We start from the raw sequence: 24361 nt of genomic DNA on the forward strand, positions 1-24361 counted from the left end.
TCGGGGGGGCGACTGTGTGGGCCTTGACTAGTTATCGACCCCCCGCTGGCAAACTTTAGAAGTTAGGCAATTATTTTTTGCCGACTTCTTCGCTCAAGCCTTGCTGCCAATCATCAAGGTGATCCTCCAGCCAGTAATGGCGGTCTACCCAGACGCGTAGCGCATCGCCCTCCCGGTAGGCAGCATCCAGATCGCTAATACGGCTGCGGATGGCCTCCACCCACGCCTCGGTGGTATTGGGTACGCGGCATACCGGTGCGTCATTGGTCTGGTAGGGGTAGATATCCGTGCAGATGACCGGCCAGCGCATCACACCATATTCAAGCAGGCGCAGATTGCTCTTGGATTCATTGAAGGGATTGATTTCCAGCGGTGCGATGGCCAGATCAAGATTCAGGCTGGCCATTTTTTCCGGATACTCCTGGAAGGACACGCAAGGATGCTCCTCGGCGATATAAGGCCGCATCTCGGGCAGGCACATGCCCATGAATACCCACTCCACTTCGTCTGCTGTCTGTTTGACCACATCGATGATCAAGGCCAGATCACCCTGGTGCTGCTGGGCACCTACCCAGCCCACCCGCGGTTTCTTGCCCTGGCCGCGCAATGAGGAAACCTTGCCCCACATGTGACGGGCCAGGCGGTTTGGCACCACGCGAATGTCGGCAATCATGTCGCGGCAGGCGTCGGCCAGCGGCTCGGTAGAAACCACCAGCGTATCAAAGTGCTTGAGCATGGCGCGCAGACGTGGGCGCGCATCCGGCATGGTCTTGCGCCATACGCGGTTGAGAATGCTTTTTTCCGGCAGCGCCCCCACCAGGTCATCCAGGCCAAACACCAGACGCAAATCCGGCAGGTATTCGCGATACTGCTTGACGGCATGCAGGACACCGTCGGTGAGCATGGTGTGAATCAGCAGCACATCCGGATTGAACCTGGCCATTTCCACCACGGACAGCAGCGGAGCCGCCCCTCTTTCCGGTGAGATCATCGTCACATCAAGCCGCCCGCTTTCCTGCAAGGCATGGAAGGGTAGCGATACGCGGTACTCGCCGCTACCGCCAGGAATGGGCAGGCCCAGTACCTTGCGACGCCCGGCCTGACGCGGCAACCAGTTGGTATCGCGCGTCGGCTCGAAAGCCATGTCCTTGGTACGGAAGGTAAGGTGGCGGTTGTAGGCTGGATCATGCGCCAGCTGTGGCAGCCAGCGCTTGAGCACCACGGCCAGTTCCTGCTGCTCGCGCACGGCGGCTGCCAGCGCAACGGCAGGCTCATACGTCAGCTTGCCGATACTCTTGGCGTGGTGGTGCACCATGGTGACATAGGGAGTAAAGACGTTCAGCAGCCCTTGCTGCTGCAGCTTGAGACAGAAGTCCACGTCGTTGAACAGCACGGTAAGCTGCTCGGCATCAAAGCCACCGACGGCCAGATATTTATCCTTGGCCACCATCAGGCAGGCTGCGGTAACGGCAGAATAATTCTGCTCGGTCAGCAGGCGGTTCATATAGCCCGGCGTATCTAGTTCGGACTGCTCGAACACATGATCAGCCACCGACAACACGCCGCCTGGCAGGCCCAGCACGATGCCCGCATGCTGGATGCAGCCGCTTTCCGGGTACACCAGCCGGATACCCACCGCTCCCACCTCCGGGCGCTGTGCGATGCCTATCATCCGCTCCAGCCATTCCGGCTGGATGATTTCGGTGTCGTTATTGAGCAGCACGATGTAATCCCCGCGCGCCTGCTCCACCCCCAGATTGCACTGGGCCGAGAAGTTGAAGGCATGGGGATAATCGATGATGCGGACTTGATCCGGATAATCCTGCAGCAAGTCCTGATAAAAGCGGAAGGTATCCGGGTCCTGCGAGCCGTTGTCGATAATCAGCAACTCAAACTTGCGATAGCCGGTGCGGGCAAACAGGCTTTCCACGCAGGGCTGCAGGTATTCCATCTTGTCGCGGGTGGGGATGATGACCGACACCAGCGGATTGCCAGTGACCTGGTACTCCACATGCAGGGTGTTGTCGGCATAACCGTTGACCACGCTGGCAGCGATACCCAGCCGCTGCAGATGATTTTCCAGGGCAACCCGGCGTGCCGCCTCACGTTCATGCTGCACCCCCAGCGGCTCTGCCGGGAAGTGCATCAGGACTTCATCCAGGTGCTGCACCACGCCCAGACCGTAGTTTTCTGCCAGACGCAACAGGTGATTCCAGCTTTCGCACCCCGGATAAGCTTCAAAGCCACCCAGACTGGCCAGGCCCTGATAGGACAGGGCAACAGCGGAACCGACATAGTCCTGCGCCCGCAGGTAGTCCAACGAGAAGTCTGGTTTCAGCTGCGGCAGCACACGGCATTCCGGCTGCGTGTAACTGTCGTGATCGGTATAGATGGCCAGCGCCTGCGGATTGGCCTGGATGCAATCGCCCATGCGCAGCAGCAATTGCGGTGCAATCATGGCCCCGGCCGGCAACAGCAGCACCCAGTCAGCCGGGATTTCCCCCAGCAGGCCATTGAGTGCCATGCTGAACAGCTGCGGGTCATCCAGGGTGTCCAGCTGCAGCCATCCCAGCGTGTCATTCTGACTAAAGATGGGGTCCGGCATTTCCCAGTCTGCCACCACAATCAGCTTCCAGTGCTTATACAGCTGCTGCTGCAGGGCGTCGATGGTATTGGCCAGCAGGGCCGCTTCACTGGCACGAATGGGCATCAGCAGCAGGAATTGTGGCTGCTGCTGCCATTGCGTGATCATGCGCTCGGCCATCATCTCGGCATCGATTTCGCGCAGCTGGTGCTGTTTGTCCCAGCTTTGCCAGGCACGATAGGTATTCGGCCACATCAGTTGCAGACGATTGTTTTCCACCACGGCCTGCCGTTCGGGGTGATAGCTGGCCAGGGTATCCAGAAACGGTGTCGGCAGCACTTCACGCAACAGCTCCACCCAGCGGTAGGCCTGGCTCTCCAGCGTGGCATAGCGCAGCAGGTAATCACGCGAGGTGGTGTGCAACTGGCGACGGCGCTCGGCGTCCTCCACCAGCCGTGACAGGGCAGCATCCCAGCTGGCGGTATCGTTGCCCACCACTTCGGCCAGGCCCAGTTCCTTGGCTTCGCGGTAGGCCGGGACATCGCTCAGCACGCATGCTGCGCCGATGGCGGTGTACTCCAGCCATTTCAGGTCGGACTTGGACTCATTGAAGACAGTGTCTTCCAGCGGAGCGATGCCGATGTCGATCTCCAGCCGGTTAAGCTCCTGCAGGTATTCGATGTAGGTAACCGACTTGCCAACTACCTTGACGTTGGCTGCCCCTTCCAGCCCGCTCAGGCTGCAACCCCAAAACACGAACTGCACCAGATGTGCATATTTTTGCTGGATATTGAGCAGGGCCTGGCCAATGACCTTCATGTCGTCGGCGTGAGTGGAGGTTCCGGCAAAGCCGATGGTAATGGGCGCGTCCGGGCCTTTGGGCTCTCGCTTGAGGCCAGCGTAGCGGGACGCAGACAGCGCATTGGGAATCAGATGCACATTCTGGTTCAGCTCGCGCAGCCGCACCGCCAGCGGCTCGGTGCTGGCGGTCACGGCGGCAAACAGATGCATCTTGTCGCGCCAGAAGCGCAGCAGGCCATAAGGATCGAATTCGTAGAACTGACGATGCGATGCCGGCATGCCCGGCAGCCAGTCGTCCGCTTCAAAAATCATGGTTTTGCCACTGGCAAAACACTTGTCGAGAAAGTCGCTGTTGCGTTCGCTCAGAATACCGCGCTGAATGATGAAGACATCGGCCCACTCCACCAGGGTATCGATATCAAACTCTTCCCGGCGGCAGCCAACTGCCGAATTACCGGGGAAGTAAGCGGTGTCAATCCAGGGCGACAGCAAGCTGAACGCATCATGCAGGCGCAGGCGCATGCAGGCACCATCCAGGAAATCCCCGGACAGCACGCCCACGCGCAAGCGTTGTGCCGGAAGCGTATCGGTTGCCGTGCCTGCCGGCAGGGTTGGCAACTGGCGTTCGGTACGGCCTGATTTGCCAATGGCCAGCTGAACGGCGACATTGGCATAGGACTTGGCGCGCACCCGGCCCTGCGTGGTATCGACGAAGTCGCGCAGCTCCTGCAGGAATTCCTGGTGGATTGCCTCGTAGCGCTCCCTGGCTTTGTGCACGGTGGCCTTGGCATGGGCAATGGCTTCCGGGCTATCGCCCCAGGCCACGCCATCATCACCCAGATAGCTGTGCAAGGGTTTGTCCAGCATTAGCGGATTGGGCAGGTACACCACCGGGCAGCCACACAGCAGCGCCTCGAAGCAGCCGGTACTGTGCTCGTAGGTGTAGAACAGCTCGGCGGAACGGTAGAGTGCGGCCAGTTCACGCGGGCTGCGCACCTTGCCGCGGAATGAAATTTCCGTGGCATCGGCCACCACATCGCCCGGCACACCACCCTTTTCCAGATAACGGTGCAGCCACACCAGCTTGCCGTGGCGCTCCCCGATACCGTCACTGTTGTAAACCTGGGTATCGATCAAGGGCACTTGCAGCAAGGCGGCGGACCAGCCATCCGGTACGATATCCCAGCCGTGGGTATACACCATGTCACTGGCTGCCCAGCCCAGCTTGTCCAGCGGGGTATTGGACAAACGTCCGGGGTAGTTCAGCAGGTAGCGCACCACATGACGCGCCTGCAGCGGGTTGCCGCGGATGATTTCCGGGTAGATGACAACTGGCTCACGCCCGGCTTCCCGATGCGCCTGATAGATTTCCTGCGTGAGAACCCGTGTATTCAGGCCATGACTGGCCTCCTGATGCATCACATACGCTTCCTGGCCTGCCTCGTTCAACCAGTGGCACAGGTGGTAGAGCGCACGCACTCCGCCGGAAGTCTCACGGTAGGGGGGCGCATAGATGTAGTAAGGCGAGTTGGCCAGATCAGCAGTTGTAGACAGGGCTTGAGACATAGGGGCCTCGAATTGGAGTAGTAATGCGCACTTAACAGAGCGTCTGATAGAAAGCCTGTACCGCCAGACAAACCCGGCGGACCTGTTCCATTGTCATTTCGGAATACAAGGGCAGCCGCAGCAGTCGGCCAGCCAGGTCTTCCGTAACGGCCAGACTGCCGCTGGTACGGGCAAAGCGCTGCCCCGCCGGCGAGTCATGCAAGGGAACATAATGGAATACTGCCGAGATATTCTGCTGTTGCAGATGGGCGATCAACGCACTTCTCTCCTCGGCACGGCGGCACAAGAGATAGAAAATATGCCCATTTTCCGGGCGGTTTCCCGGTGACAGTGGCAGACGGAACAAACCTTGTGCCGCCAGCGGTTCCAGCAGGCTCAGGTATTTGCCATACAGGGTGCGGCGGTGGGCATTGATGCGTTTGGCTTGTTCGAGCTGGGCATACAGGAAGGCAGCACTCAGCTCGCCGGGCAGAAAGGACGAACCGATATCCACCCAGGTGTACTTGTCCACTTCGCCCCGGAAAAAGGCCTTGCGGTTGGTACCTTTCTGCCAGATCACCTCCGCCCGCGCCATCAGCGCCGGATTGTTGATCAGCAAGGCACCGCCTTCACCGCAAATGATGTTCTTGGTTTCGTGAAAGCTCAGACAGCCAAGATCGCCAATCGTCCCCAGTGATCGACCGTCGGATTGCGCCAGAATGGCCTGGGCAGCATCTTCGATCAACAACAGTCCATGCCGCTGACAGATGTCCTTGAGCGCTTCCATCGCACAGGGCTGACCGGCGTAATGCACGGCAACAACGGCCTTGGTGCGTGGTGTGATGGCTGCTTCCACCAGCGTTTCATCCAGATTCAGCGTATCGGGGCGGATATCGATGAAAACCGGCACGCCGCCACGCAAGACAAAGGCATTGGCGGTGGAAACAAAGGTGAAGGACGGCATGATCACCTCATCACCCGGGCCGATATCAGCCAGAATGGCCGCCATTTCCAGCGCAGCGGTGCAGGAGTGGGTGAGCAGGGCCTTGGGGGTTCCCAGATGTTCTTCCAGCCAGTGCTGGCACTTGCGACTGTAGACACCATCTCCGGCAATTGAACTACTCATGACCGCTTGTGCGATATAGAACAGCTCTTTGCCGACGATGAACGGTTTGCCAAACGGGATGCGCGGAAGGCTCATGCCGCCACTTTCTGGAAAATTCCGAATAGTTTGTAACCCAGCATGGCCTGGTGCACATGCTCCACGGTCAACTGCCGGGGTTGTTCCAGCACCTGCCCCGTCAATTGCTGCCATGCAGTAGCAATCACCTCGTCTGGATAGGCAAGGATGCGGTCCAGCTCGCTGATGTAAGTCTCGAAAAAGCGCATTTCAAAACCTGCCTTGCGCATTAGCCCAGGCAAAGTCTGCTCTTCGAAATAGCTCCAGTGCCCATGACAGATATTATTATTGCGCCCACCTTCTATCGTAAGCAGCAGGCTGCGGAAGTTGGGTACCTGGATCACCAGCCAGCCACCTGGCTGCATGTCCGCAGACACCCGGGCCAGAAATGCCAGCGGATCCGGCAGATGTTCCAACACATCCAGCATCAGTACCGCATCGAAAGGCCCCCAGTCTGCGGGTAGCGCGCATGGATACTCGCCACACACGGCCTGCAGCTGCTGCTGGCGGCAGTGGGCAACCGCTGCCGGATTGATTTCCACACCACGGGCCGTCCAGCCGGCGGCTTCGGCCGCCTGCAGCAAGGCACCGGTGGATGAACCGATGTCCAGCACGCTGCCGGTTCCAGCCAGGCTGCCCAGCCTGGCCATCACATAGCGCGCCTTGTCCTGCTCCAGCGCCGCATAGTGCGGGTCGATCTTGAGCGCCATATTGGCATCCGCCGCCTGGCTGGCCTGGTAGCGCTGTTGTTCGAAAGCACGGTTGATCACTTCACGGCTGTAGACCAGCCCGCAATTGGCACAACGCATCAAGTGCATGCCATATGCCTGCAACACCAGGCTGGCTGTTGCCGACGCAGTATGACAGTAGGGACAATCCCGTGCAAAGCTGGCTCCAGGCAAAAACTGGCCGTCCTCATCCAGCAAGCGGCGAAATGTCTCATCCTCCGCCCGGCGCAATGCCGAATTGGATGGGGCAAGCGCGGCACGCACTCCGGGGCGCAATGCGGCGTCGAAACTGTTCTTATCCACAGAAATGCTCCACAAATCCAGCTATCCGCACATGGGCCGGCCGGTGGCCATGCTCATGCCACGACGGCTTCATGCACGGCGGTGCTGGGCCAGCACGCTGGCCATTTGTTCTACGGTCAGCCCGCTCAGGGTCTGCGCGGTGAGTTCGTCAAAGCAGTGAAAACGCTCCTCCACCGCCATCAGAAAGCCCACCACGCTGAAGGAGTCGATCTGTTCAAACAGGGGGCGATCGGCCAGCAGCTCGGTTTTGCCCTCTTCACGCAGGTAATCTGCGATCCAGCTGCGGATTTCTTCCATTTTCTTTCCTTATTGTTAGCGACAGTGGCAATACTCCCTGCCGTGCCGCTCAGGGCAGCTGTACCGAGCGTATGCCCATGCTGACATAGCGGCCGCCAGCAGCCACCTTGTCCTTGATCACGCAACCCACCCCGATGGAGCAGTTTGGCCCCACATCGGCGCCGGGCAGGATGACGCATTGGGCACCGAAAATGGTGTGTGCCCCAATCAGCACATCCCCCTCTACCTTGTTGCGCGGGCCATCCGCCTGCTGCTGGTAATCGTCGCTCTTGGTAAACACACTGACATGGGTGGAAAAGCCAACGCCCTCTTTCAGCACGATGCGCCCGCCAGTTCCGCCCAGGAAACAGAAGGGCGAGATATGGGTATGCGGACCAATCTCCACCCGGCCAGTGAGAATGGCAAAGTCGTCAATACGCGCACCATCGCCAATGCTGCCGTCAATGACATAGAACACGGCGCGGCGTGATACCCGCACCCCCTCGCCCACCGTATGAAAGCCGATGGCCAGCAGCTCTTCCCGACTAAGCAGTTCCATGGGCACGCTTAGATGAACAGGTCGAAATCGGACACGGTATCCACCACCTCTCCTGCCGCCATGCGTTCCAGCAGCAGATTGGACTCGTGGCGGATGCAGTGGAAGGTACAGTGCCGGGCCGGATCAACCCGGTTCATCACAGTCTTGCGCCGGTCGCCTTGCCATAGTTCCTCCAGCGAAACCTTGGCGATATCGCCAATGCGCATGTTGAGGTTGCCGCGATGATATGGGCAGACATAAGCACCGCTAGGCGTAATCACCGTGCGTAGTTCCGCGGTGAGACAACGGTTGTAGGACTTCACCTGGGTACCCACGCCGCGCAAGGCTTCTTCCAGCGTAAACGGTGCAATGATCTTGAAATTGTCGTCGGCCAGTTCGTGGATGGCCTTGAGGTTGCGGTTAACCAGATCCACCACCGACAGATCCTGCTGCTGCAGGAAGTGCATCATGTCAAAGGCAGGTTTGACCTCGAAATAGTCACAACCGATATCCTTGGCCAGCTGTGCTGCCTTTTCGATATCCACTGCATTGGTGCGGTGCAGGCTGCCATCGGGATTGAACTTGGACAGCAGCAGGAAGGAATAACCCAGCAAACCCTTCTTGCTGGCAGCCATCTGGCGCATATTGTCGATGACAAGATTGAACTGCGACTTGCCGCTGGCATGAGGACGGAACTCGGCAAATACTTCCTCGCTACCGGCATCCACCGACACCCGCAGCCAGCTGGTCATGTTGATGCACTGGTCCATATAGCGCGGCATCAGGGTTCCATTGGTGGTTACCCCCACCTTGATGCCAGCCTGGTAGAGCGACTCGACCAGCGCGCCAAACTTGGGATGCGCCATTGGCTCGCCGCCGCCAATCAGCACCACGGCACGGACGCCATGCTGGGCAAACTCCTCGGCCAGCCTCATCAGGCGCTCGTTGTCGATACCACCCTGATTAAGCAAGTTGGCACTGATGCAATCATGGCAAGCCAGATTACAGGCGGTGGTGGGATCAAGCTCCACCACAAAAGGTGCGCTATTGCTCTTGTTCCACAGGAATTTGTTGATGAACTCCTGTACGGATTCCTGCTTCAGCTTTTCAACCAGCGACAGCGGGCGCGAAATCTGACCCATGAATTCACTCCTCGATAGACCCGGGCACCATGTTGCCGCAACTGCCGGCAGTCCCGGGGCGTGTTTTCCGTGCGGCGCACGAGCCACGTTTGTTCAGTAAATGATGGCTGACTTGGGCAGGGAGTAAGTGTCCAGCGCACGCACGCCCCCCTCGCGCCCAACCCCGGAATCGGCAAAGCCGCCGACCGGCAGCTCGGGCAGCCAGAACTCCGGGTTGGCGTTGACCCATATCCGCCCGGCGCGCAACTGCCGCACCACCTGTAACGATGTTTTGCTTGCTGCCGTCCATACATAAACGGCCAGCCCATACTGGTTATCGGCAACAATGGCATTAAATTGACTGGCAGCCACGCGACAGATGGTGATCACCGGGCCAAAAATCTCCTGCCGACGCAATGCCGACGCTGCAGCAACATGGTCAATCAGCACCGGGCCCAGATATTGCCCGGGGCCATCCAACCGTGAACCGGGCAGCAAGCTGCCGCCCTCTGCCAGCCCGGCCTGCAGCAGCGACTGGATGCGCTGCTTGTGTCCAGAGGTGATCATGGGCTGCAAACCATACGGTTTTTCATCCATTGCGCTATCAGGATGACGGCGCTGCAAGGCCAGCTGCAGCTCGGCAACAAAAGCATCTGCCACGGCGGGATCAACCAGCACATGGGTGCCGGCAATGCATGCCTGGCCACCATTGCGCAATGCGCCGGCAATCACGCCATCGGCCGCAGCGGCCAGATCTGCATCCGGATACACCAGTACCTGGTTGTTTCCACCCAGTTCGGCACTCACCCGCTTGCCACAGGCCACGGCCGCCGACTCAATGGCCCGACCACTGGCGGTAGAGCCGACAAAGGCAATCATGTCCACTGCCGGATGCGTGGTCAGCCCACGACCCACCTCACTGCCAACGCCATACAGCAGCTGCACCACATCCGCCGGGAACAAAGGATTTTGCTGCAAATGCGCCACCAGCATGGCCAGCGATCCCACCGCCAGTTCGCTGGGTTTGAGCACCACGCAGCAACCCGCAGCCAAGGCAAATGGCATGCGCTCTGCGGTGGTGATCAGGGGGTAATTCCAGGGCACGATCAACCCGACCACGCCCATAGGCTCGCGCAAGGTCAGCGCCAGGCCGGTGTCCATGGAGCTGCCAAGCGTCTCGGTATGCTCCACCCGTGCCAGCGCCGCCGCATATTCCCATAGTGCAGCAGCGCCCTCCACTTCACCCTTGGCCCCGGCAAGTGATTTGCCGGTATCTGCGGCCTCCGCTGCCGCATAGACGGCAAGATTGGCCCGCAAATGCTGTGCCACGCTGTTTAGAGCCTGGCTGCGGCAGGCTGCAGGCAGGCTGCGCCAGTGTTGGAAGAAAGCCTGCCGTGCACGCTGGCAGACCTCGTCAAGCTGTGCGGCATCGGCACAGGGGTAGTGGGCCACGGCTTGGCCACTGCACGGGTCAAACGTGGTCAGAACATGCGCTGTCATTGCACCGCCTGATAGCTGATCAGCCGCTTGATCGGCTTGCCGGAGGCTGTGCGTGGAATGCTGTCCACCGCATGCACCTGATCTGGCCGCTGTACTTGCGGCAAGTTGCTATTGAACAGGCGGATCAAGGCATCACGCACTGCCTCGGCATTACCACCGGCCTGCAGAATGAAAAACACGTCGTAGGTTTCACCCCAGAACAGATCAGGCTTGCCCACCGCATAGCACTCTTCACACAGCCCAGTGGCATGTACCATGTCCTCGATTTCCGACAGGCTGATCAATTCCCCGCCCTTCTTGATGGAATCCTTACGCCGGCCAGAGACAAACAGTTCGTCCTGCTCCAGCTGCCCAAGATCGCCAGTCCGGAACGGCGTGTTGCGATCAAACAAGTCGATATGCCCCTCGGCCCCCAGATATCCCAGCGCCATATAGGGCGATAGCACCAGCAGTTCGCCATCGGCTGCGGCGTCGATACTTACTTGTACGCCGGACATCACCTGGCCCACGGAAAAGGCAGCCGTCTCCTTGCCACCTATGGTGAAGGAACCACCCAGCTCGGTAATACCAAAGCAGGGGCGGATGCCAACGCCCATTACCTGCATGAACTCATCCTTGATGGCCGGGTACAAAATGGAGCTGGTGGAAATCACGCTGGCCTGCCTGAGCGGTGCCAAGTCGGCCTTGAAGAATTTGTAGGTCTTGCTCAGCGACGCCGCCATGGTGGGTGACAGATACAGATAATCCGGCTGGTAACGGGCCATATCCTCCCAGAAACCGCCGATTGCTCGAGCCGAAAAACGTGGGCAGACCGCAATACGTCCACCGGTCACCAAGGGGCAGGCAAACAGGTTGAACAAGCCTGCGTTGTAGAACATCGGCCAGTTGTGCAAGGTAAGCTGGCCTGGCTGCTGGCCCACCGCGCCGGCAAAAGCGGCTGCCGCGCTGAAGAAATTACCCAGGGACTGGACAATGCCCTTGGGTGCGCCGGTGGTACCCGACGAAAACACCACCAGGAAAGGTACATCCAGCCCCCCCTGTGCCACGCAGTCCGGCACGCTGTTATCCAGCGCATAGGCCAGTTGATCGTAAGAGGTGATGCTCAGGGCGGCCTTCACCACCTGACGGGTCTTGTTCAGCTGCTCGACACTGATTTCCGGATCAACCGGGCAGGCCGTCATGCCGCCCAGTGCCAGTGCCAGCATCAGCTCCAGATATTCCGGGCGGTTTTCCAGGCCGATGACGATGCGATCGCCATGGCGCGCCCCCTGCTGCACCAGATGATTGAGCAGACGCAGTGACCGGTCGAAAAACTTGCCGTAGCTGATGGATTCATCACCATGAAGGATCAGCGGCTGATCACAACGCGGGGCAAAGATGGCGTCAAAAAAATCATAGCGTACCGAGGACATGAGGCTCTCCGGAAAATAGGTACAGGCAGCGAAACCGGGGCATGATCACACAGAGGGGCTGGCAGACAGCAAGGCCAGCAATACCGCGGTGACATCATTCATCCCCGCCTCCGCCGTGGCCGGGTCGAAATCGACAGTAGCCGTTCCGCCCTTGCCTGCCGCCCAGTTCACTACCAGGCACAGGTGGGCGTAAGGCAGGTTTATCTCGCGGGCCAGGCAGGCTTCCGGCATGCCGGTCATGCCGACAATATCGGCACCATCACGCTCCAGCCTGAGAATTTCCGCTGCCGTCTCCAACCTGGGGCCCTGGGTGCAGGCATAAATGCCCTGGTTCACTGCGGGCTTGCCGGTGGCGCTGACCGCCTCTATCACCTTGCTGCGCAGGCAGTCGTCATAGGGGTTGCTGAAGTCGACATGTACCACCGGCCGCTCCGGGCCATCAAAGAAAGTGTGCTTGCGGCCCCAGCTGTAATCGATGATGTTGTCCGGCACCACCAGCGTTCCCGGCCCCATGTCGGCACGGATGCCGCCAACCGAGCCAATGGACAGGATGCCCTTCACGCCCTGGTTGTGCAGCGCCCAGATGTTGGCGCGGTAGTTGATTTCGTGCGGTGCCAGTGAGTGGCCGTGGCCGTGACGGGCGATGAACACCACGTTCTGCTGGCCGATATGGCCGAATGTTAATGCGCAGGATGGGTCGCCATAAGGCGTTCTCACCACCTGACGGTGGGTCACTTCCAGAACGGGCAGCTTGGCTAGACCGCTGCCCCCGATAATGGCCAACATAGTCGGTCCCCCTTGTAATGGCACGGCAGCGATGCAAACGCCATGCAGCTTGGTTTTACTCGCATTATGGCTGAATCGGACGAGGGGATAAATTGCTTTATCCTGCTGACGGATATTTCCAGCGGCAAGGCAATCCGGCCGACCAAGGGATAAGGCTGAAGCAGGCCGGCAGTCAGTTCACTGATCAGAGCCCCGCCACAGCAGCCAGCCGGCAACCATGACAATCAGCAAGGCAATTGCCTTGCCGACCCAGGCGGTCCAGTGCTGACCGGTTTCCAGACAGGCTTCGGCCGGATTGGCCGGGTTGTAATACACCCGCACCTGCGCGCCTGCCGGATAGCGCGCCAGGATGTCGGCTACCTCCTGCTGACTGCGGCTATAGCCCGGATTGGGAAAGCGGCGGTTGGCGGATTGGTAATCCCGGCCCTGCACCTGATACTGGTAACGGATGTGCGGGAAATACTCCCAGGTATTATCGCGGTCTCCGCCGGCATTCACCTGCCGTTGTTCCAGCCGGCTTTCCTGCACACTGCCCACCGCACTGGGCCAGCCGGATGAAGCGTCACCCTTGGCCCCTAGCCACCACAGGTAGGCAAACGCCACCAGCCCGGCCAGCAGCATCAGACACTGCAGCAGTTTTTCAACCATGCGCGGCCACCCGGTGGCGACGTCCATGACGCCAGCGCTGCAATAGCCGGTCCAGCAATGCCCAGCCAAACAAGGTACTGAGCGCTCCCAGGATGAACTGACCGCTGCCGATGCTGCTGTCCCCTTCGCGGATCAGCACCGCACGGCCCGGCTCCTGTGGATTGAAGTACACCACCACGGCTTTGCCTGCCGGAAAACGGCGGGTGATGTCTTCGGCACTGCTGTGATCGCCAGGCAAAGCCGTGGCAAGGGCATACAGCTGATCTGCGTGATATACCTCGCCATTAACGGTGTACAAGTACTGCACATAAGGCTCCCAGCGTATCTGGTCCGGGTGGTTTTCCGGACTGATAACCAGAATGCGACTGGACTCCACATGACCCGGCGCAGCCTGCCAGTGACGGGCACTGTGAGCCGGATCCAGCATCAGGCTGACCAGCCCGGACAGGCTGAGCAAGAAAGCCAGCATCAGGACAGAAGTTTGCCAACGGGGAGAAAGATGCATAGTGGAAGGAATCTAGACGGCAATGCCGTGGCTCTCGAACCAGGTGGCAAGAATGGCCTGGGCGGCTACCTGATCCAGCGCCGGCTTTTGCTTGCGGCCACGCACACCGGCCTCGGCCAGCATGGATTCGGCAATCACCGAGGTCAGGCGCTCATCCACCAGCCACACCGGCAGGCCAAAGCGCCCTTTCAGCCGATTGGCAAAGCGCCGCGCCAGCTGGGTCATCTGATGTTCGGTATCGTCCTGGTGCATGGGCAGACCCACTACCAACTGGGCCGGACACCACTCTTCAATCAGCTTGCCGATGGCTGCAAAGCGGGCATCGGTGATTTCGGTATCGATGGTAAGCAGCGGATGGGCGATGCCCAGCATGGTTTCACCCATGGCCACGCCAATGCGCCGCTCGCCAAAATCAAAAGCCAGTACCGTTCCCTCAGGCATGACCGACATCTCCGGACAGCAAGGATGGGTCAAAACCCAGCAAGGCCATGGCGGCGTCGTAGCGGGACTCTGCCGGCAGATCAAACAGAATGGCCGGATCGGCCTTGACGGTAAGCCAGCCGTTGTCGCTGATTTCCTGCTCCAGCTGTCCTGCCGACCAACCTGCATAGCCCAGGGTAATCAGCATGCGCACAGGACCCCGACCTTCAGAAACGGCAATCAGCACATCCTTGGAGGTGGTGAGGGCCATGTCGTCCTTCACCACCAGGCTGGACTGCCAATGCCCGGCGGGCGCATGCAGCACAAAGCCCCGGTCCGGCTGGACTGGTCCACCAAAAAACACTGACTCGCCACGCAAGGGATCGATATCCAGCGGCAGGTCGATCTGGTCGAACAGCTGCGCCATGGCGATGCCGGAAGGCTTGTTGACAATCAGGCCCATGGCCCCGTGATCGCCATGCTCGCACAGGTAGACCAGCGCGCGCGCAAACAGGGGGTCTGCCATATTGGGCATGGCAATCAGAAAGTGATCGGTAAGCGATAACGGTTCCATATGGGCATTATGGCACAACAAATCTGACAAAAGTTCTTGCAGCCCGGCACTGTCTCACCCTGCTTGTCCTGCAGCAAAAGCAAACAAAATCCGCCACCCTGATAAAATGCCGCCGTTGCTTTACTTTACCTTGCGAGAACACCTTGCGCCTCACCCACGTCAAACTGTCCGGCTTCAAGTCCTTTGTCGACCCCACCAGCATTCCGGTCCCCGGCCAGTTGGTGGCGGTAATCGGCCCCAATGGCTGTGGCAAATCCAATGTGATTGACGCGGTGCGCTGGGTGCTGGGCGAATCCAGCGCCAAGCAACTGCGCGGCGAGTCGATGCAGGACGTGATCTTCAACGGCTCCTCCACCCGCAAACCGGTCAGCCGCGCCTCGGTAGAGCTGGTATTCGATAATGCAGATGGCCAGCTCACCGGGCCGTGGGGCCAATATGCCGAGGTGGCCATCAAACGCGTGCTGACCCGCCAAGGCGAGTCCAGCTACTACATCAACAACCAGCAAGTGCGCCGCCGTGACATCACCGATCTGTTCCTCGGCACCGGCGTCGGTGCGCGAGGCTACGCGGTGATCGAACAAGGCATGATCTCGCGCATCATCGAAGCGCGGCCGGAAGAACTGCGCGCCTATCTGGAAGAAGCCGCCGGGGTGTCCAAGTACAAGGAACGCCGCCGCGAAACCGAACACCGCATTGCCGATACCCGCGCCAACCTGGAGCGCATCGAAGACCTGCGCCAGGAACTGGAACGCCAGGTAGAGCGCCTGAGCGAGCAAGCCGAAGTAGCCGCCCAGTACCACGACCTGCGCGGCACCCTCACCCACAAGCAGAACCTGCTGGCGCTGGCCCGGCGCGAAGAAGCGAGCCGCAACGAAGCCCATGCCCGCGCCGAGCTATCGCGCATTGAAACCGAAGAAGCATCCATGGAAGCGGCGCTCACCCATCTGGATACCGAACTGGAAACGGTGCGCGAAAGCCATTATGCCGCCAGCGACGCGGTGCACGAAGCGCAGCAGCGCCTGTTCGAAGCCAATGCCGCACTGGCACGACTGGAAGAACAGCAACGCCACCGCCAGCAAAACCATGTACGTATCGAACGCGAACTGGCCACCACCCGCAATGAACGCCAGCAACTGGCAGAAAACCGCCACCAGGCTGGCATGGAGCTGGACGACTGGCTTCCCCGGCGCGAAGAAGCGCAAATGCGGCTGGAAGAAGCGCAGATGGCACTGGAGGACGGTGCCGACCTGCTTCCCGCAGCCGAAGCCGGATTCCGCGCCAAGGATCAGCAACAAGCACAACTACTGGCCCAGCAGGCCAACCTTACCCGCGAACGCGACCTGGCCCGGCAAAAGGTGGAACACCAGCGCCGCGCACTGGAACAACTGGCCAGCCGCCAGCAAGCCCTGCAACGCGAGCTGACCGAACTGAACCTGCCGGATCACGCCCAGCAAGCGGCCGCCCAGGCCGAAGTAGAACGCGCCCGCTCCGCACTGGACGCCGTGCGCGCCCGCGTGGTGGCCGATGAAGCCAAGCTGGCCGACCTTGCCGCCGAACGCGAAAAACTGGACGAACAACTGGCTAGCCAGCGCGCCGAACTTGCGCGCGCCGAAGCCGAAGTCGCCGCGCTGACGGCAGTGCTGGAACGCGAAGCCGCCGGCGAGAAGCTGGGCGACTGGCTGCAGGAGCAGGGCCTGGCAGCCGCACCCCAACTGTGGCAGGCAGTGCAGGTAGACCCGCAATGGCAAACAGCGCTGGAAGCCGTGCTGGGCGAGCGGCTGAGCGCCCGTGCCGCACAGGGCGTTCAGCCTCCCCCTGCCGCGCTAACCCTGGTGGATGGCCAGCGCCCGCCAGCCGCCGCGCCGACACAGGACTGGCCACGCCTACTCGACCAGCTCAGCGCCAGCGCCCCGTTCGATGCCGCCCTTGCCGACTGGCTGGACGGTGTTTACCTGGCGGAAGACCTGGCCCAGGCCATCAGCCGGCGCAGCCAACTGCAGGCCGGACAATGCCTGCTCACCCCGCACGGGCATCGGGTCAGTGCCAGCAGCATCCACTTTTACAGTGCGGCCAGCGGTAGTGGCGTAATGGAACGCAAACAGCTGCTGGATGCAGCCCATTCCCGTCAGCAACAGCTGCAGCCGGCCATCGACCGCCTGCAACAGCGCCGCGAATCGCTGCAAAGCATGAATGGCATGCTGGCCGAAGCCGTACGCGCACAAAAAGGCGCGCTCACCCGGCTGGAAGCAGAACTCAATGCCGTTACGCTGGAGCACGTCAAGCTAGACCAAGCCGCGCGCCAGGGTGCCGCCCGCCTGAGCTTCATCGAGGCTGAGCGCCAGCGTATGCAACAGGAACAGCAACACGCCCAGCTGGAAATAGAGGAAAGCGAGCTGTTGGGCGAAGAATCTGCCATGACGCTGGAAGAGCTGGCGGTACAGCTGGAAGAGGTAAGGCTGGATCGGCTGAACGCCGAAACCGGGCTGCAACTGGCGCGCAACAAAACGCGCGATGCCGAGCGCCAGCTGCATGAAATCCGCCTGGAGCTACACACCGCCGAACAGAAAACCGCCGAACTGGCACGCCGCGCCAGAGAACTGGAAGAGCGTGACCAGCAATTGGCCGAACGGCTGGAAACCCTGGCCGAAGAAGCCGAAACAGTTGATGAAACCGTGCCGGAAGAAGCCATGCAACTGGCTATCGAACTGCGCGAGCAACATGAAGCGGCCCTTGCCGCCACCCGCGACCAGCTAAATGGCCTAACCGAGCAGCTACGCCAGCTTACCCAACGCCAGCACGACATCAATTCTGCCCTGCCGGCGCTGCGCGAAGGTCGCTCCGACTGGCTGCTCAAGCATCAGGAAGCCAGGCTGGCGATGGAGCGCTTTGCCGAAGAGCTGAAAGAAGCCCAGGCCGATGAAAGCGCACTGCTGGCCGATCTTACCGACGCCATCAAGCCCAATGTGCTGGCTGCCGAAATCGCCCGCCTGGCCCGGGCACTGGAAGGGCTGGGCGCAGTCAATCTGGCGGCACTGGAAGAACTGGAAGAAGCCCGCAAGCGTGGAGAATACCTGGGCAGTCAAGCCGAAGACCTGAATCAGGCCATGGCCACGCTGGAAGAAGCCATTCAGAAAATCGACGGTGAAACCCGCCAGATGCTGCAAAGCACCTACGAAGCGGTGAATGCCAAGATGCGCGAGTTCTTCCCCACCCTGTTTGGTGGCGGTCGCGCCGAGCTGGTGCTGACCGGTGAAGATTTGCTGGACGCCGGAGTACAAATCATCGCCCAGCCGCCGGGCAAGAAAAACAGCACCATCCATCTGCTGTCCGGCGGTGAAAAAGCCCTGACCGCCATGAGCCTGGTGTTCTCGCTGTTCTCGCTCAACCCGGCACCGTTCTGCCTGCTGGACGAGGTGGATGCGCCGCTGGACGATGCCAACACCAGCCGCTTCTGCGATCTGGTGAAACAGATGTCAGAACGCACCCAGTTCCTCTATATTTCGCACAACCGCCTCACCATGGAAATGGCCGAGCAACTGGTGGGGGTGACCATGCAGGAACAGGGGGTCAGCCGCATCGTGGCGGTGGATATCGTGGAAGCCCTGAAGATGCGCGAAATTGCATGACGCATCTACGCAAGTTTCTGCGTAGCCCAGTTGATACATCGCAATCTATCCTCTGCTAGTGGCGCTCATACTGCGCGACTTGCAGCCAGACAGGCTGCGATTTTTCTTCCTTGGGGCCTCTGGCATGACCGTCAGCATCAAGCGCTGGGAGCCGGAAAACATCATTTTCTGGCTGACCCGCGGACGCAGGATTGCCAACCGCAACCTGCTGCTTTCCACCCTGGCACTACATCTGAACTTCAATGTGTGGATGATGTGGAGCATTGTCGTCAGCAATCTGCCGGCCGTCGGCTTTGCCATGACCGGCCAGCAGCAGTTTTTGCTGGTGTCCATTCCACCGCTGGTGGGGGCCATCATGCGGCTGTTTTACGCCTGCATCTGGAGCTGGGTGGGCGGCGGCACCTGGCTGGGCATTTCCACCCTGTTCCTGCTGATTCCGGCGCTAGGCGTCGGCTGGCTGGTACAGGACATCAGCGCGCCTTTCCCCTTGCTGTTGCTGGTGGCCGCCTGCTGCGGTATTGGCGGCGCCGCGTCGTCGTCACACTTATCCAACACCAGCTTTTTCTTTCCCAAATCGGCCAAGGGCTTTGCCATGGGCCTGAATGCGGGCCTGGGCAATCTGGGAGTTTCGGTGGTGCAGATCGTGGTACCGCTGGCCATTGCCGCTCCGCTGTTTGGCAGCCTGGCCGGCGAGCCGCAAATCTGGGGGCGTGGTGCCCAGGTACATCCCGTCTGGCTGCAAAACGCTGGCTATATCTGGATTCTGCCCATTCTGCTGATTGCCACCTTCTGCCTGCTGTATGCGCACGACCTGCCCAAGATGCGTCTGACCCTGCGCGACCAGTGGCTGATGATGAAGGAACGGCACACCTGGTATATCTGCCTGCTCTACCTCAGCAGCTACGGCACCTTCATCGGCTTTTCCGCAGCATTTCCGCTGCTGGCCCATGCACTGTTTCCGCTGGTAGATGCCACACCTTATCTGTTCATGGGTCCGATGATCTGCGCCCTGGCCCGCCCGATTGGCGGCTGGTGTGGCGACCGCATTGGCGGCGGCATCACCACCCTGGTGTGCAATCTGCTGATGGCCATCGGCACACTGGGCATTCTGGCCAGCCTGCCCGGTGATAACGACGGCGGCAGCTTCAGTCTGTTCCTGATTGCCTTTCAGCTGATTTTCTTTGCAGCAGGCGTGGGCAATGGCTCGTCCTACCAGCTCTCCCCCAAGGTATTCCTGATCGAAGCCGGACGACAGGCCAAACTCAGCGGCGAAAGCGTGGCCGATGCCTACACACGAGGCGGCCGCCGCGGCGTGGCCGCGATGAGCATCAGTTCGGTATCCGCCACCCTGGGCGGTTTTTTCATTCCCAAGGCATTTGGCAGCGCGCTGGAGTGGTTTTCCAGCTTTGTCCCGGCCTTCATGTTGTTTCTGGCTTTTTATCTGGTCTCCATGGCAGTAGCATGGTGGCAATATGCCCGTCCCACAGCCAGCATGCGCTGCTGATGACTCATGAAATTGCACCTGACCGACACCTTGCCATCTTCCAGCCAGCCCCTATCCATTGCGCTGTTACTGTCCGGGCTGGTACACGTGGCCCTGCTGGCGATATTAATCAATATGCTGCTGGCAAAGCAGCCGACATTGCCGCTGCCCTCACTGCATTTACGATTGCTGCCCGCCAACCAATCAAATACGCATCCGCCAGTGATTATTCCCGCCAGGGCGGGCATGCCGACCGCAAAAACCGTTATCAAGCCATTGCGGCAGACAATGCTGTCTCGATCGCTGCCAAATCCGGCAGCTCAGTCACACGACACACCATCGCCTAGCCTGGGAGCAGGTGCAGCCACCGTACGGGCAGGCACGGTCACCGCGACAAGCGACAACAGCACCAACAGCTCACCGACCGGCATGGGCAGCAGCGACAATCAACCAGCCATCTATCAGAGTGCTTACCTGCACAATCCGCAGGCACCATATCCCGAGCGCTCACGCGAGCTGGGTGAGCAGGGGCGCGTGCAGCTCAAGGTCCGCGTCAGTACCCAGGGCAAGGCGCTGCAGGTGGAAATCGTCAGTAGCAGCCACAGCCGCCGCCTGGACGAGGCGGCCCGTCTGGCAGTAGCAGAATGGCGCTTTCTGCCGGCCCGGCAAGATGGTGTTGCCATCGAATCCACCCTGCTGGTGCCAGTCAGCTTCGTGCTGTCACCCTGATATGTGAACACGACACATGGGGAGTCATCATAGAAAAAGCCCGCAGGATGCGGGCTTTTTCATTTGACTGGCTGATAACAGCTTACTGTGCCTTGACGGCTTCGATGGCCACTTTCAGGGTCACGTCGTCAGCAATGGCCGGCAGGAAGGTCTTCATGCCAAAGTCGCTACGCTTGATGGTGGTTTCAGCGTTGGCACCGTAGGTTTCCTGGCCACTCATCGGGTTCTTGCCGCCACCGAAGTTGGTCACGGTCAGGGTAACCGGCTTGGTCACGCCCAGGATGGTCAGGTTGCCATTTACGGCGGTCAGCTTGTCACCGGCAAACTTCAGGTCGGTAGACTTGAAGGTGATGGTGGGGAACTGGGCCACATTGAAGAAATCCTTGCTCTTCAGGTGGGTATCGCGTGCGGCCAGGAAAGTCTGCAGCGAATTGGTGTCGATGGTGATATCGACAGAACCCTTCTTGGCTTCGGTATCCAGCACCACGGTACCTGCCGCCTTGGTGAAGGAACCGGACTGTACCGAGAAGCCAAGGTGGCGTACATCGTACTGGGCTACGGTGTGGGTGGGATCCACGCTGTAGCTAACCGGAGCAGCCAGGGCAGCACCAGCAAAGGCGGAAAACGCAACGGCGAACAGGGCTTTCTTCATCATGACTTCAACTCTCCAGAGTGTTTATTTGCCGGCCGGGATGGCCACTTTGAACTTGATTTGCACTTCGTCGGCCACCGTGCCGGTATCGGCCCAGTCACCCTCACCAATCTTGTAAGCCAGTCGCGATACCGGCAGCACGCCTTCCACCACGGTCAGACCACCTTCCTGACGTGCAGTGAACGGCGCAGTCACATCACGCGTATTGCCCTTGATGCTCAGCTTGCCGGCAACCTGCAGCTTGCCGCCGCCCAGATTCTTGATGCTGCTGCTGACAAAACGCGCAGTGGGGAATTTGGCCACATTGAACCAGTCGGCCTTTTTCGCCTCGCCCACGGCTTCGGCGGTGGGCAGGCTGATGCTGGCGGTATCAATGCTGATGTCAGCCTTGCCGGCTTCCGGTTTTTTCAGGTCAAGCACCACATTGCCGCTGAATTTTTTGAAGCTGCCAGTCACCGGCACATTCAGCTGCTTCATGGTGAAGTTGATCTGGCTCTTGCCTGCGTCCAGCGGAGCGGCCTGCAACAGGGGGGCTGCCAGCAGCAGCGCTACCGGAATCAGTTTCAGTTGTTTCATGCTTGTTCTCACTTGAGATATCGGTTTATTGACGCGGGCCACGCAGACTCATGCGATACAGCATGCCGTCCTTGTCAATGACATGGTGCTTGATAGCGGCAAGCACATGCCCCACAACACAGGCCGCCATGATCCAGTTCAGGGTTTCATGCACGCTTTTCAGCGTGGCGGCCAGCTGTTCGTCCTGGGCGATCAGATCCGGCAGTTGCACCAGTTTGAACAACACCACCGGGAAACCATAGGCCGAGCTCATCAGCCAGCCAGTCAGCGGCACGGCAAACATCAGCAGATATAAGGCCAGGTGGCCACCGTGCGCCAGCACCCGCTCAACGCCATTCATGTGCGCCGGCAATTCCGGCGGACGTTTCAGCACACGCACCAGCAGGCGAACTGCCACCAGTGCCAGCACGGTGATGCCTGCCCACTTATGCCAGGCAATATATTTGAACTTGGCCGGTGACAGCGGCATGCCGGCAACCACCAACCCCCAGATGAAGGTAGCGATGATCAGGGCAGCCACCAGCCAGTGCAGTACGATGGCAGGGACGGCATAACGTTCATTCGATTTCATGTTTCTTCTGCTCCAAAACCTGGTTAAAGGCTGCACGCAAACGCTCCAGTTGCTGGCAAAGCACATCCATGTCTGACGGCTCCAGCAAATCGAACGCCGTTTTCATATAGGCCAGATGTTCCGGAAAAACCTGCTGAAACAGGGCATCGCCTTGTGGCGTCAATGCCACCATCACGCTGCGGCGGTCTTGTTCCTGCGCACAGCGGCTGACAATGCCCTTTTCGATCAGGCGATCAATCACCCCGGTCAGTGTGCCCTTGGTGATCAGCGTTTTCTCCGACAACTCCTTGCAGCTCATGCCTGGGGTATTGCCCAGTGTCGCCACCACGTCAAATTGCGGCGGGGTGAGATCCATCTGCCGGATATGAAAAGCGGACAATTGCTCAAAGGCCTGGAATGTCCGGGCTAACTCGCGAATGACCGACAGAGACGGCTCCTTTTTTGCATGACTCATTGCGCCAACCTTTTGTTCGAACAATTATAGTTCGCATTAGAACAATATTGCAAGCCATACGAGAACAGCTCTCGTATCTGCTGACAAAAAACACACAAGTCTGCCATGACACAGGGCGAACCGCAGTTGACCAAGGCAAACGAAAATAATTCCCGCTATCTGTCAGGAAGCAGTAATTGGCGCTATTCTGAACAGAACCTCCCCCACCAAAGCAAGACCCTGGTGTCTTCTCATTCCGGTTGCTTGACATGAATATCCTGCAGGATCGCTTCGGCCGCAGCATCGACTACCTCCGCCTGTCAGTAACGGACCGTTGCGACTTGCGCTGCAGCTACTGCATTCCCAAGGGTTTCAAGGACTTCGAAGAGCCGGAAAACTGGCTGACTTTCGATGAAATCGAACGGGTGGTTGCCGCCTTTGCCCGGCTGGGTACACGCAGGGTCAGACTGACCGGCGGTGAACCCCTGCTGCGTCGCAACCTGCCCCAGCTGGCGGCCAGGCTCTCGACCCTGCCCGGCCTTGAGGACCTTTCACTCAGCACCAACGCCACCCAACTGGCACGGCACGCCGTTGCACTGCAAGCCGCAGGCGTAAAACGGGTGAATGTCAGCCTGGATTCGCTGCGCCGCGAATGCGTGAACAGCATTACCGGCCGTGACAGCCTGCCTCAGGTGATGGCCGGCCTGCAGGCCGCACGCGCTGCCGGCCTCTCGCCGATCAAGATCAATATGGTGGCGATGAAGGACATCAATGAGGCCGATATCGAAACCATGGTGGCTTTCTGTATTGAAAACGGCTTCATCCTGCGCCTGATCGAAGCCATGCCCATGGGTGAGAGTGGTCGCAACACCAGTTTTCTGGATTTGCAGCCGGTGCTGGAACAATTGCGCCAGCGTTTTGGTCTGTTGCCACAGCACAGTGAACTGGGCGGTGGCCCGGCACGTTACTGGCGCAGCGTGGATGGCCGCTTCACCCTGGGACTGATCACCCCGATCTCCCAGCACTTTTGTGCCAGTTGCAACCGCGTACGTCTGTCAGTCGATGGCACGCTGTATATGTGCCTGGGCCAGGAAGAACGTTTCGAACTGCGCCCCCTGCTGCGGGCGGGCATTAGCGATACGCAACTGGAAATGGCCATACGCCAGGCCATCGAACTGAAGCCGGAACGCCACGAATTTCGCGAAAAGCCAGGCAAACTCATCCGCATTATGTCGATGACTGGCGGCTAATGCGCTCAAATGCTGCGACTTTGCGCCAGCAATAGCCTGCAACAGCCCGCTTTCGTTATACTATTGGCAAATTATTCGCCTTAACGCGGACGGCCTAATGAGCGAATTGCAGATCGGTGT

The 24361-nt window shown here is 59.7% G+C and carries 21 protein-coding genes; 4 read left to right on the top strand and 17 right to left on the bottom strand.

All coding sequences use genetic code 11. The annotated features are described in order from the left end of the window. Nucleotides 1–70: 70 nt before the first annotated feature. The 13 genes from QVF59_RS06620 to QVF59_RS06680 all read right to left on the bottom strand — a co-directional run bounded on the left by QVF59_RS06620 (nt 71) and on the right by QVF59_RS06680 (nt 14921). Nucleotides 71–4951, bottom strand: a complete 4881-nt coding sequence (locus QVF59_RS06620) for a glycosyltransferase (RefSeq protein ID WP_287878221.1) — start codon at nt 4949–4951, stop codon at nt 71–73. A gap of 31 nt (nt 4952–4982) precedes the next feature. After that, nucleotides 4983–6131: a dTDP-4-amino-4,6-dideoxygalactose transaminase gene (gene rffA / locus QVF59_RS06625; protein WP_159879666.1), complete on the bottom strand. Its 1149-nt coding sequence runs from the start codon at nt 6129–6131 to the stop codon at nt 4983–4985. Beyond that, complete coding sequence (locus QVF59_RS06630) at nt 6128–7141, bottom strand: class I SAM-dependent methyltransferase (protein ID WP_287878223.1); 1014 nt, start codon at nt 7139–7141, stop codon at nt 6128–6130. Before QVF59_RS06630 ends, rffA begins: the two co-directional genes overlap by 4 nt. 69 nt (nt 7142–7210) lie before the next feature. Then, on the bottom strand, nt 7211–7438 hold the full coding sequence (locus tag QVF59_RS06635; RefSeq protein ID WP_159879669.1) for a hypothetical protein: 228 nt from the start codon (nt 7436–7438) through the stop codon (nt 7211–7213). Between the two features lie 49 nt (nt 7439–7487). Further along, entirely contained in the window at nt 7488–7976 is a 489-nt protein-coding gene (locus tag QVF59_RS06640) for an acyltransferase (RefSeq protein WP_159879671.1), read from the bottom strand. A gap of 8 nt (nt 7977–7984) precedes the next feature. Next, nucleotides 7985–9097 carry a radical SAM/SPASM domain-containing protein gene (locus tag QVF59_RS06645; RefSeq protein ID WP_159879673.1) on the bottom strand — a complete coding sequence of 371 codons (1113 nt, stop codon included), beginning with the start codon at nt 9095–9097 and terminating at the stop codon, nt 7985–7987. Between the two features lie 93 nt (nt 9098–9190). Further along, nucleotides 9191–10576 (bottom strand): aldehyde dehydrogenase family protein, encoded by a 1386-nt coding sequence (locus tag QVF59_RS06650; protein ID WP_159879675.1) that lies wholly within the window; start codon nt 10574–10576, stop codon nt 9191–9193. Continuing rightward, on the bottom strand, nt 10573–11988 hold the full coding sequence (locus QVF59_RS06655; protein WP_287878226.1) for a class I adenylate-forming enzyme family protein: 1416 nt from the start codon (nt 11986–11988) through the stop codon (nt 10573–10575). The genes QVF59_RS06650 and QVF59_RS06655 overlap by 4 nt, the downstream gene beginning before the upstream one ends. 45 nt (nt 11989–12033) lie before the next feature. After that, nucleotides 12034–12774 carry an S-methyl-5'-thioinosine phosphorylase gene (locus tag QVF59_RS06660; RefSeq protein ID WP_159879679.1) on the bottom strand — a complete coding sequence of 247 codons (741 nt, stop codon included), beginning with the start codon at nt 12772–12774 and terminating at the stop codon, nt 12034–12036. A 177-nt stretch (nt 12775–12951) separates the two neighbouring features. Beyond that, entirely contained in the window at nt 12952–13422 is a 471-nt protein-coding gene (locus tag QVF59_RS06665; RefSeq protein WP_159879681.1) for a DUF3592 domain-containing protein, read from the bottom strand. After that, the gene (locus tag QVF59_RS06670) at nt 13415–13891 is read right to left on the bottom strand and encodes a DUF3592 domain-containing protein (RefSeq protein WP_159879683.1); all 477 of its coding nucleotides are present in this window, start codon (nt 13889–13891) and stop codon (nt 13415–13417) included. The genes QVF59_RS06665 and QVF59_RS06670 overlap by 8 nt, the downstream gene beginning before the upstream one ends. 48 nt (nt 13892–13939) lie before the next feature. After that, entirely contained in the window at nt 13940–14377 is a 438-nt protein-coding gene (gene ruvX / locus QVF59_RS06675) for a Holliday junction resolvase RuvX (RefSeq protein WP_159879685.1), read from the bottom strand. Continuing rightward, nucleotides 14361–14921 carry a YqgE/AlgH family protein gene (locus QVF59_RS06680; RefSeq protein ID WP_159879687.1) on the bottom strand — a complete coding sequence of 187 codons (561 nt, stop codon included), beginning with the start codon at nt 14919–14921 and terminating at the stop codon, nt 14361–14363. Before QVF59_RS06680 ends, ruvX begins: the two co-directional genes overlap by 17 nt. A 143-nt stretch (nt 14922–15064) precedes the next feature. Here QVF59_RS06680 and smc point away from each other — a divergent pair, with 143 nt between their 5' ends. From smc to QVF59_RS06695, 3 genes are all read left to right on the top strand, one after another. Continuing rightward, nucleotides 15065–18547 (top strand): chromosome segregation protein SMC, encoded by a 3483-nt coding sequence (gene smc / locus QVF59_RS06685; RefSeq protein ID WP_287878230.1) that lies wholly within the window; start codon nt 15065–15067, stop codon nt 18545–18547. Nucleotides 18548–18671: 124 nt separating this feature from the next. Beyond that, a complete protein-coding gene (locus QVF59_RS06690) occupies nt 18672–20051 on the top strand; it encodes an MFS transporter (protein WP_159879691.1) in 1380 nt (459 codons plus the stop codon). 6 nt (nt 20052–20057) lie between these two features. Further along, nucleotides 20058–20759 carry an energy transducer TonB gene (locus QVF59_RS06695; protein ID WP_287878233.1) on the top strand — a complete coding sequence of 234 codons (702 nt, stop codon included), beginning with the start codon at nt 20058–20060 and terminating at the stop codon, nt 20757–20759. Nucleotides 20760–20841: 82 nt separating this feature from the next. Here the strand turns inward: QVF59_RS06695 and QVF59_RS06700 are convergent, their stop codons facing one another. From QVF59_RS06700 to QVF59_RS06715, 4 genes are read right to left on the bottom strand one after another with little or no spacing between them, the layout of a single operon-like run. Further along, entirely contained in the window at nt 20842–21414 is a 573-nt protein-coding gene (locus QVF59_RS06700; protein WP_159879695.1) for a YceI family protein, read from the bottom strand. A gap of 21 nt (nt 21415–21435) precedes the next feature. Further along, nucleotides 21436–21987, bottom strand: a complete 552-nt coding sequence (locus QVF59_RS06705; protein WP_287878234.1) for a YceI family protein — start codon at nt 21985–21987, stop codon at nt 21436–21438. Between the two features lie 25 nt (nt 21988–22012). Further along, the gene (locus tag QVF59_RS06710; protein WP_159879699.1) at nt 22013–22558 is read right to left on the bottom strand and encodes a cytochrome b; all 546 of its coding nucleotides are present in this window, start codon (nt 22556–22558) and stop codon (nt 22013–22015) included. Then, nucleotides 22545–23012: a MarR family winged helix-turn-helix transcriptional regulator gene (locus tag QVF59_RS06715; protein WP_159879701.1), complete on the bottom strand. Its 468-nt coding sequence runs from the start codon at nt 23010–23012 to the stop codon at nt 22545–22547. The genes QVF59_RS06710 and QVF59_RS06715 overlap by 14 nt, the downstream gene beginning before the upstream one ends. Nucleotides 23013–23266: 254 nt before the next feature. Between QVF59_RS06715 and moaA the strand changes: the two genes are divergently transcribed. Continuing rightward, the gene (gene moaA / locus QVF59_RS06720) at nt 23267–24241 is read left to right on the top strand and encodes a GTP 3',8-cyclase MoaA (RefSeq protein WP_287878237.1); all 975 of its coding nucleotides are present in this window, start codon (nt 23267–23269) and stop codon (nt 24239–24241) included. The last annotated feature ends 120 nt before the right edge of the window (nt 24242–24361 follow it).

The organism is Aquitalea sp. (assembly GCF_030150775.1).
Lineage (GTDB): Bacteria > Pseudomonadota > Gammaproteobacteria > Burkholderiales > Chromobacteriaceae > Aquitalea > Aquitalea denitrificans.

What these genes read in the sequence shown, in the direction of transcription:
- QVF59_RS06620 (WP_287878221.1), bottom strand. Translation starts at nt 4,951, where the DNA reads ATGTCTCAAGCCCTGTCTACAACTGCTGATCTGGCCAACTCGCCTTAC.
- rffA (WP_159879666.1), bottom strand. Translation starts at nt 6,131, where the DNA reads ATGAGCCTTCCGCGCATCCCGTTTGGCAAACCGTTCATCGTCGGCAAA.
- QVF59_RS06635 (WP_159879669.1), bottom strand. Translation starts at nt 7,438, where the DNA reads ATGGAAGAAATCCGCAGCTGGATCGCAGATTACCTGCGTGAAGAGGGC.
- QVF59_RS06640 (WP_159879671.1), bottom strand. Translation starts at nt 7,976, where the DNA reads ATGGAACTGCTTAGTCGGGAAGAGCTGCTGGCCATCGGCTTTCATACG.
- QVF59_RS06645 (WP_159879673.1), bottom strand. Translation starts at nt 9,097, where the DNA reads ATGGGTCAGATTTCGCGCCCGCTGTCGCTGGTTGAAAAGCTGAAGCAG.
- QVF59_RS06650 (WP_159879675.1), bottom strand. Translation starts at nt 10,576, where the DNA reads ATGACAGCGCATGTTCTGACCACGTTTGACCCGTGCAGTGGCCAAGCC.
- QVF59_RS06655 (WP_287878226.1), bottom strand. Translation starts at nt 11,988, where the DNA reads ATGTCCTCGGTACGCTATGATTTTTTTGACGCCATCTTTGCCCCGCGT.
- QVF59_RS06660 (WP_159879679.1), bottom strand. Translation starts at nt 12,774, where the DNA reads ATGTTGGCCATTATCGGGGGCAGCGGTCTAGCCAAGCTGCCCGTTCTG.
- QVF59_RS06665 (WP_159879681.1), bottom strand. Translation starts at nt 13,422, where the DNA reads ATGGTTGAAAAACTGCTGCAGTGTCTGATGCTGCTGGCCGGGCTGGTG.
- QVF59_RS06670 (WP_159879683.1), bottom strand. Translation starts at nt 13,891, where the DNA reads ATGCTGGCTTTCTTGCTCAGCCTGTCCGGGCTGGTCAGCCTGATGCTG.
- ruvX (WP_159879685.1), bottom strand. Translation starts at nt 14,377, where the DNA reads ATGTCGGTCATGCCTGAGGGAACGGTACTGGCTTTTGATTTTGGCGAG.
- QVF59_RS06680 (WP_159879687.1), bottom strand. Translation starts at nt 14,921, where the DNA reads ATGGAACCGTTATCGCTTACCGATCACTTTCTGATTGCCATGCCCAAT.
- QVF59_RS06690 (WP_159879691.1), top strand. Translation starts at nt 18,672, where the DNA reads ATGACCGTCAGCATCAAGCGCTGGGAGCCGGAAAACATCATTTTCTGG.
- QVF59_RS06695 (WP_287878233.1), top strand. Translation starts at nt 20,058, where the DNA reads ATGAAATTGCACCTGACCGACACCTTGCCATCTTCCAGCCAGCCCCTA.
- QVF59_RS06700 (WP_159879695.1), bottom strand. Translation starts at nt 21,414, where the DNA reads ATGATGAAGAAAGCCCTGTTCGCCGTTGCGTTTTCCGCCTTTGCTGGT.
- QVF59_RS06705 (WP_287878234.1), bottom strand. Translation starts at nt 21,987, where the DNA reads ATGAAACAACTGAAACTGATTCCGGTAGCGCTGCTGCTGGCAGCCCCC.
- QVF59_RS06710 (WP_159879699.1), bottom strand. Translation starts at nt 22,558, where the DNA reads ATGAAATCGAATGAACGTTATGCCGTCCCTGCCATCGTACTGCACTGG.
- QVF59_RS06715 (WP_159879701.1), bottom strand. Translation starts at nt 23,012, where the DNA reads ATGAGTCATGCAAAAAAGGAGCCGTCTCTGTCGGTCATTCGCGAGTTA.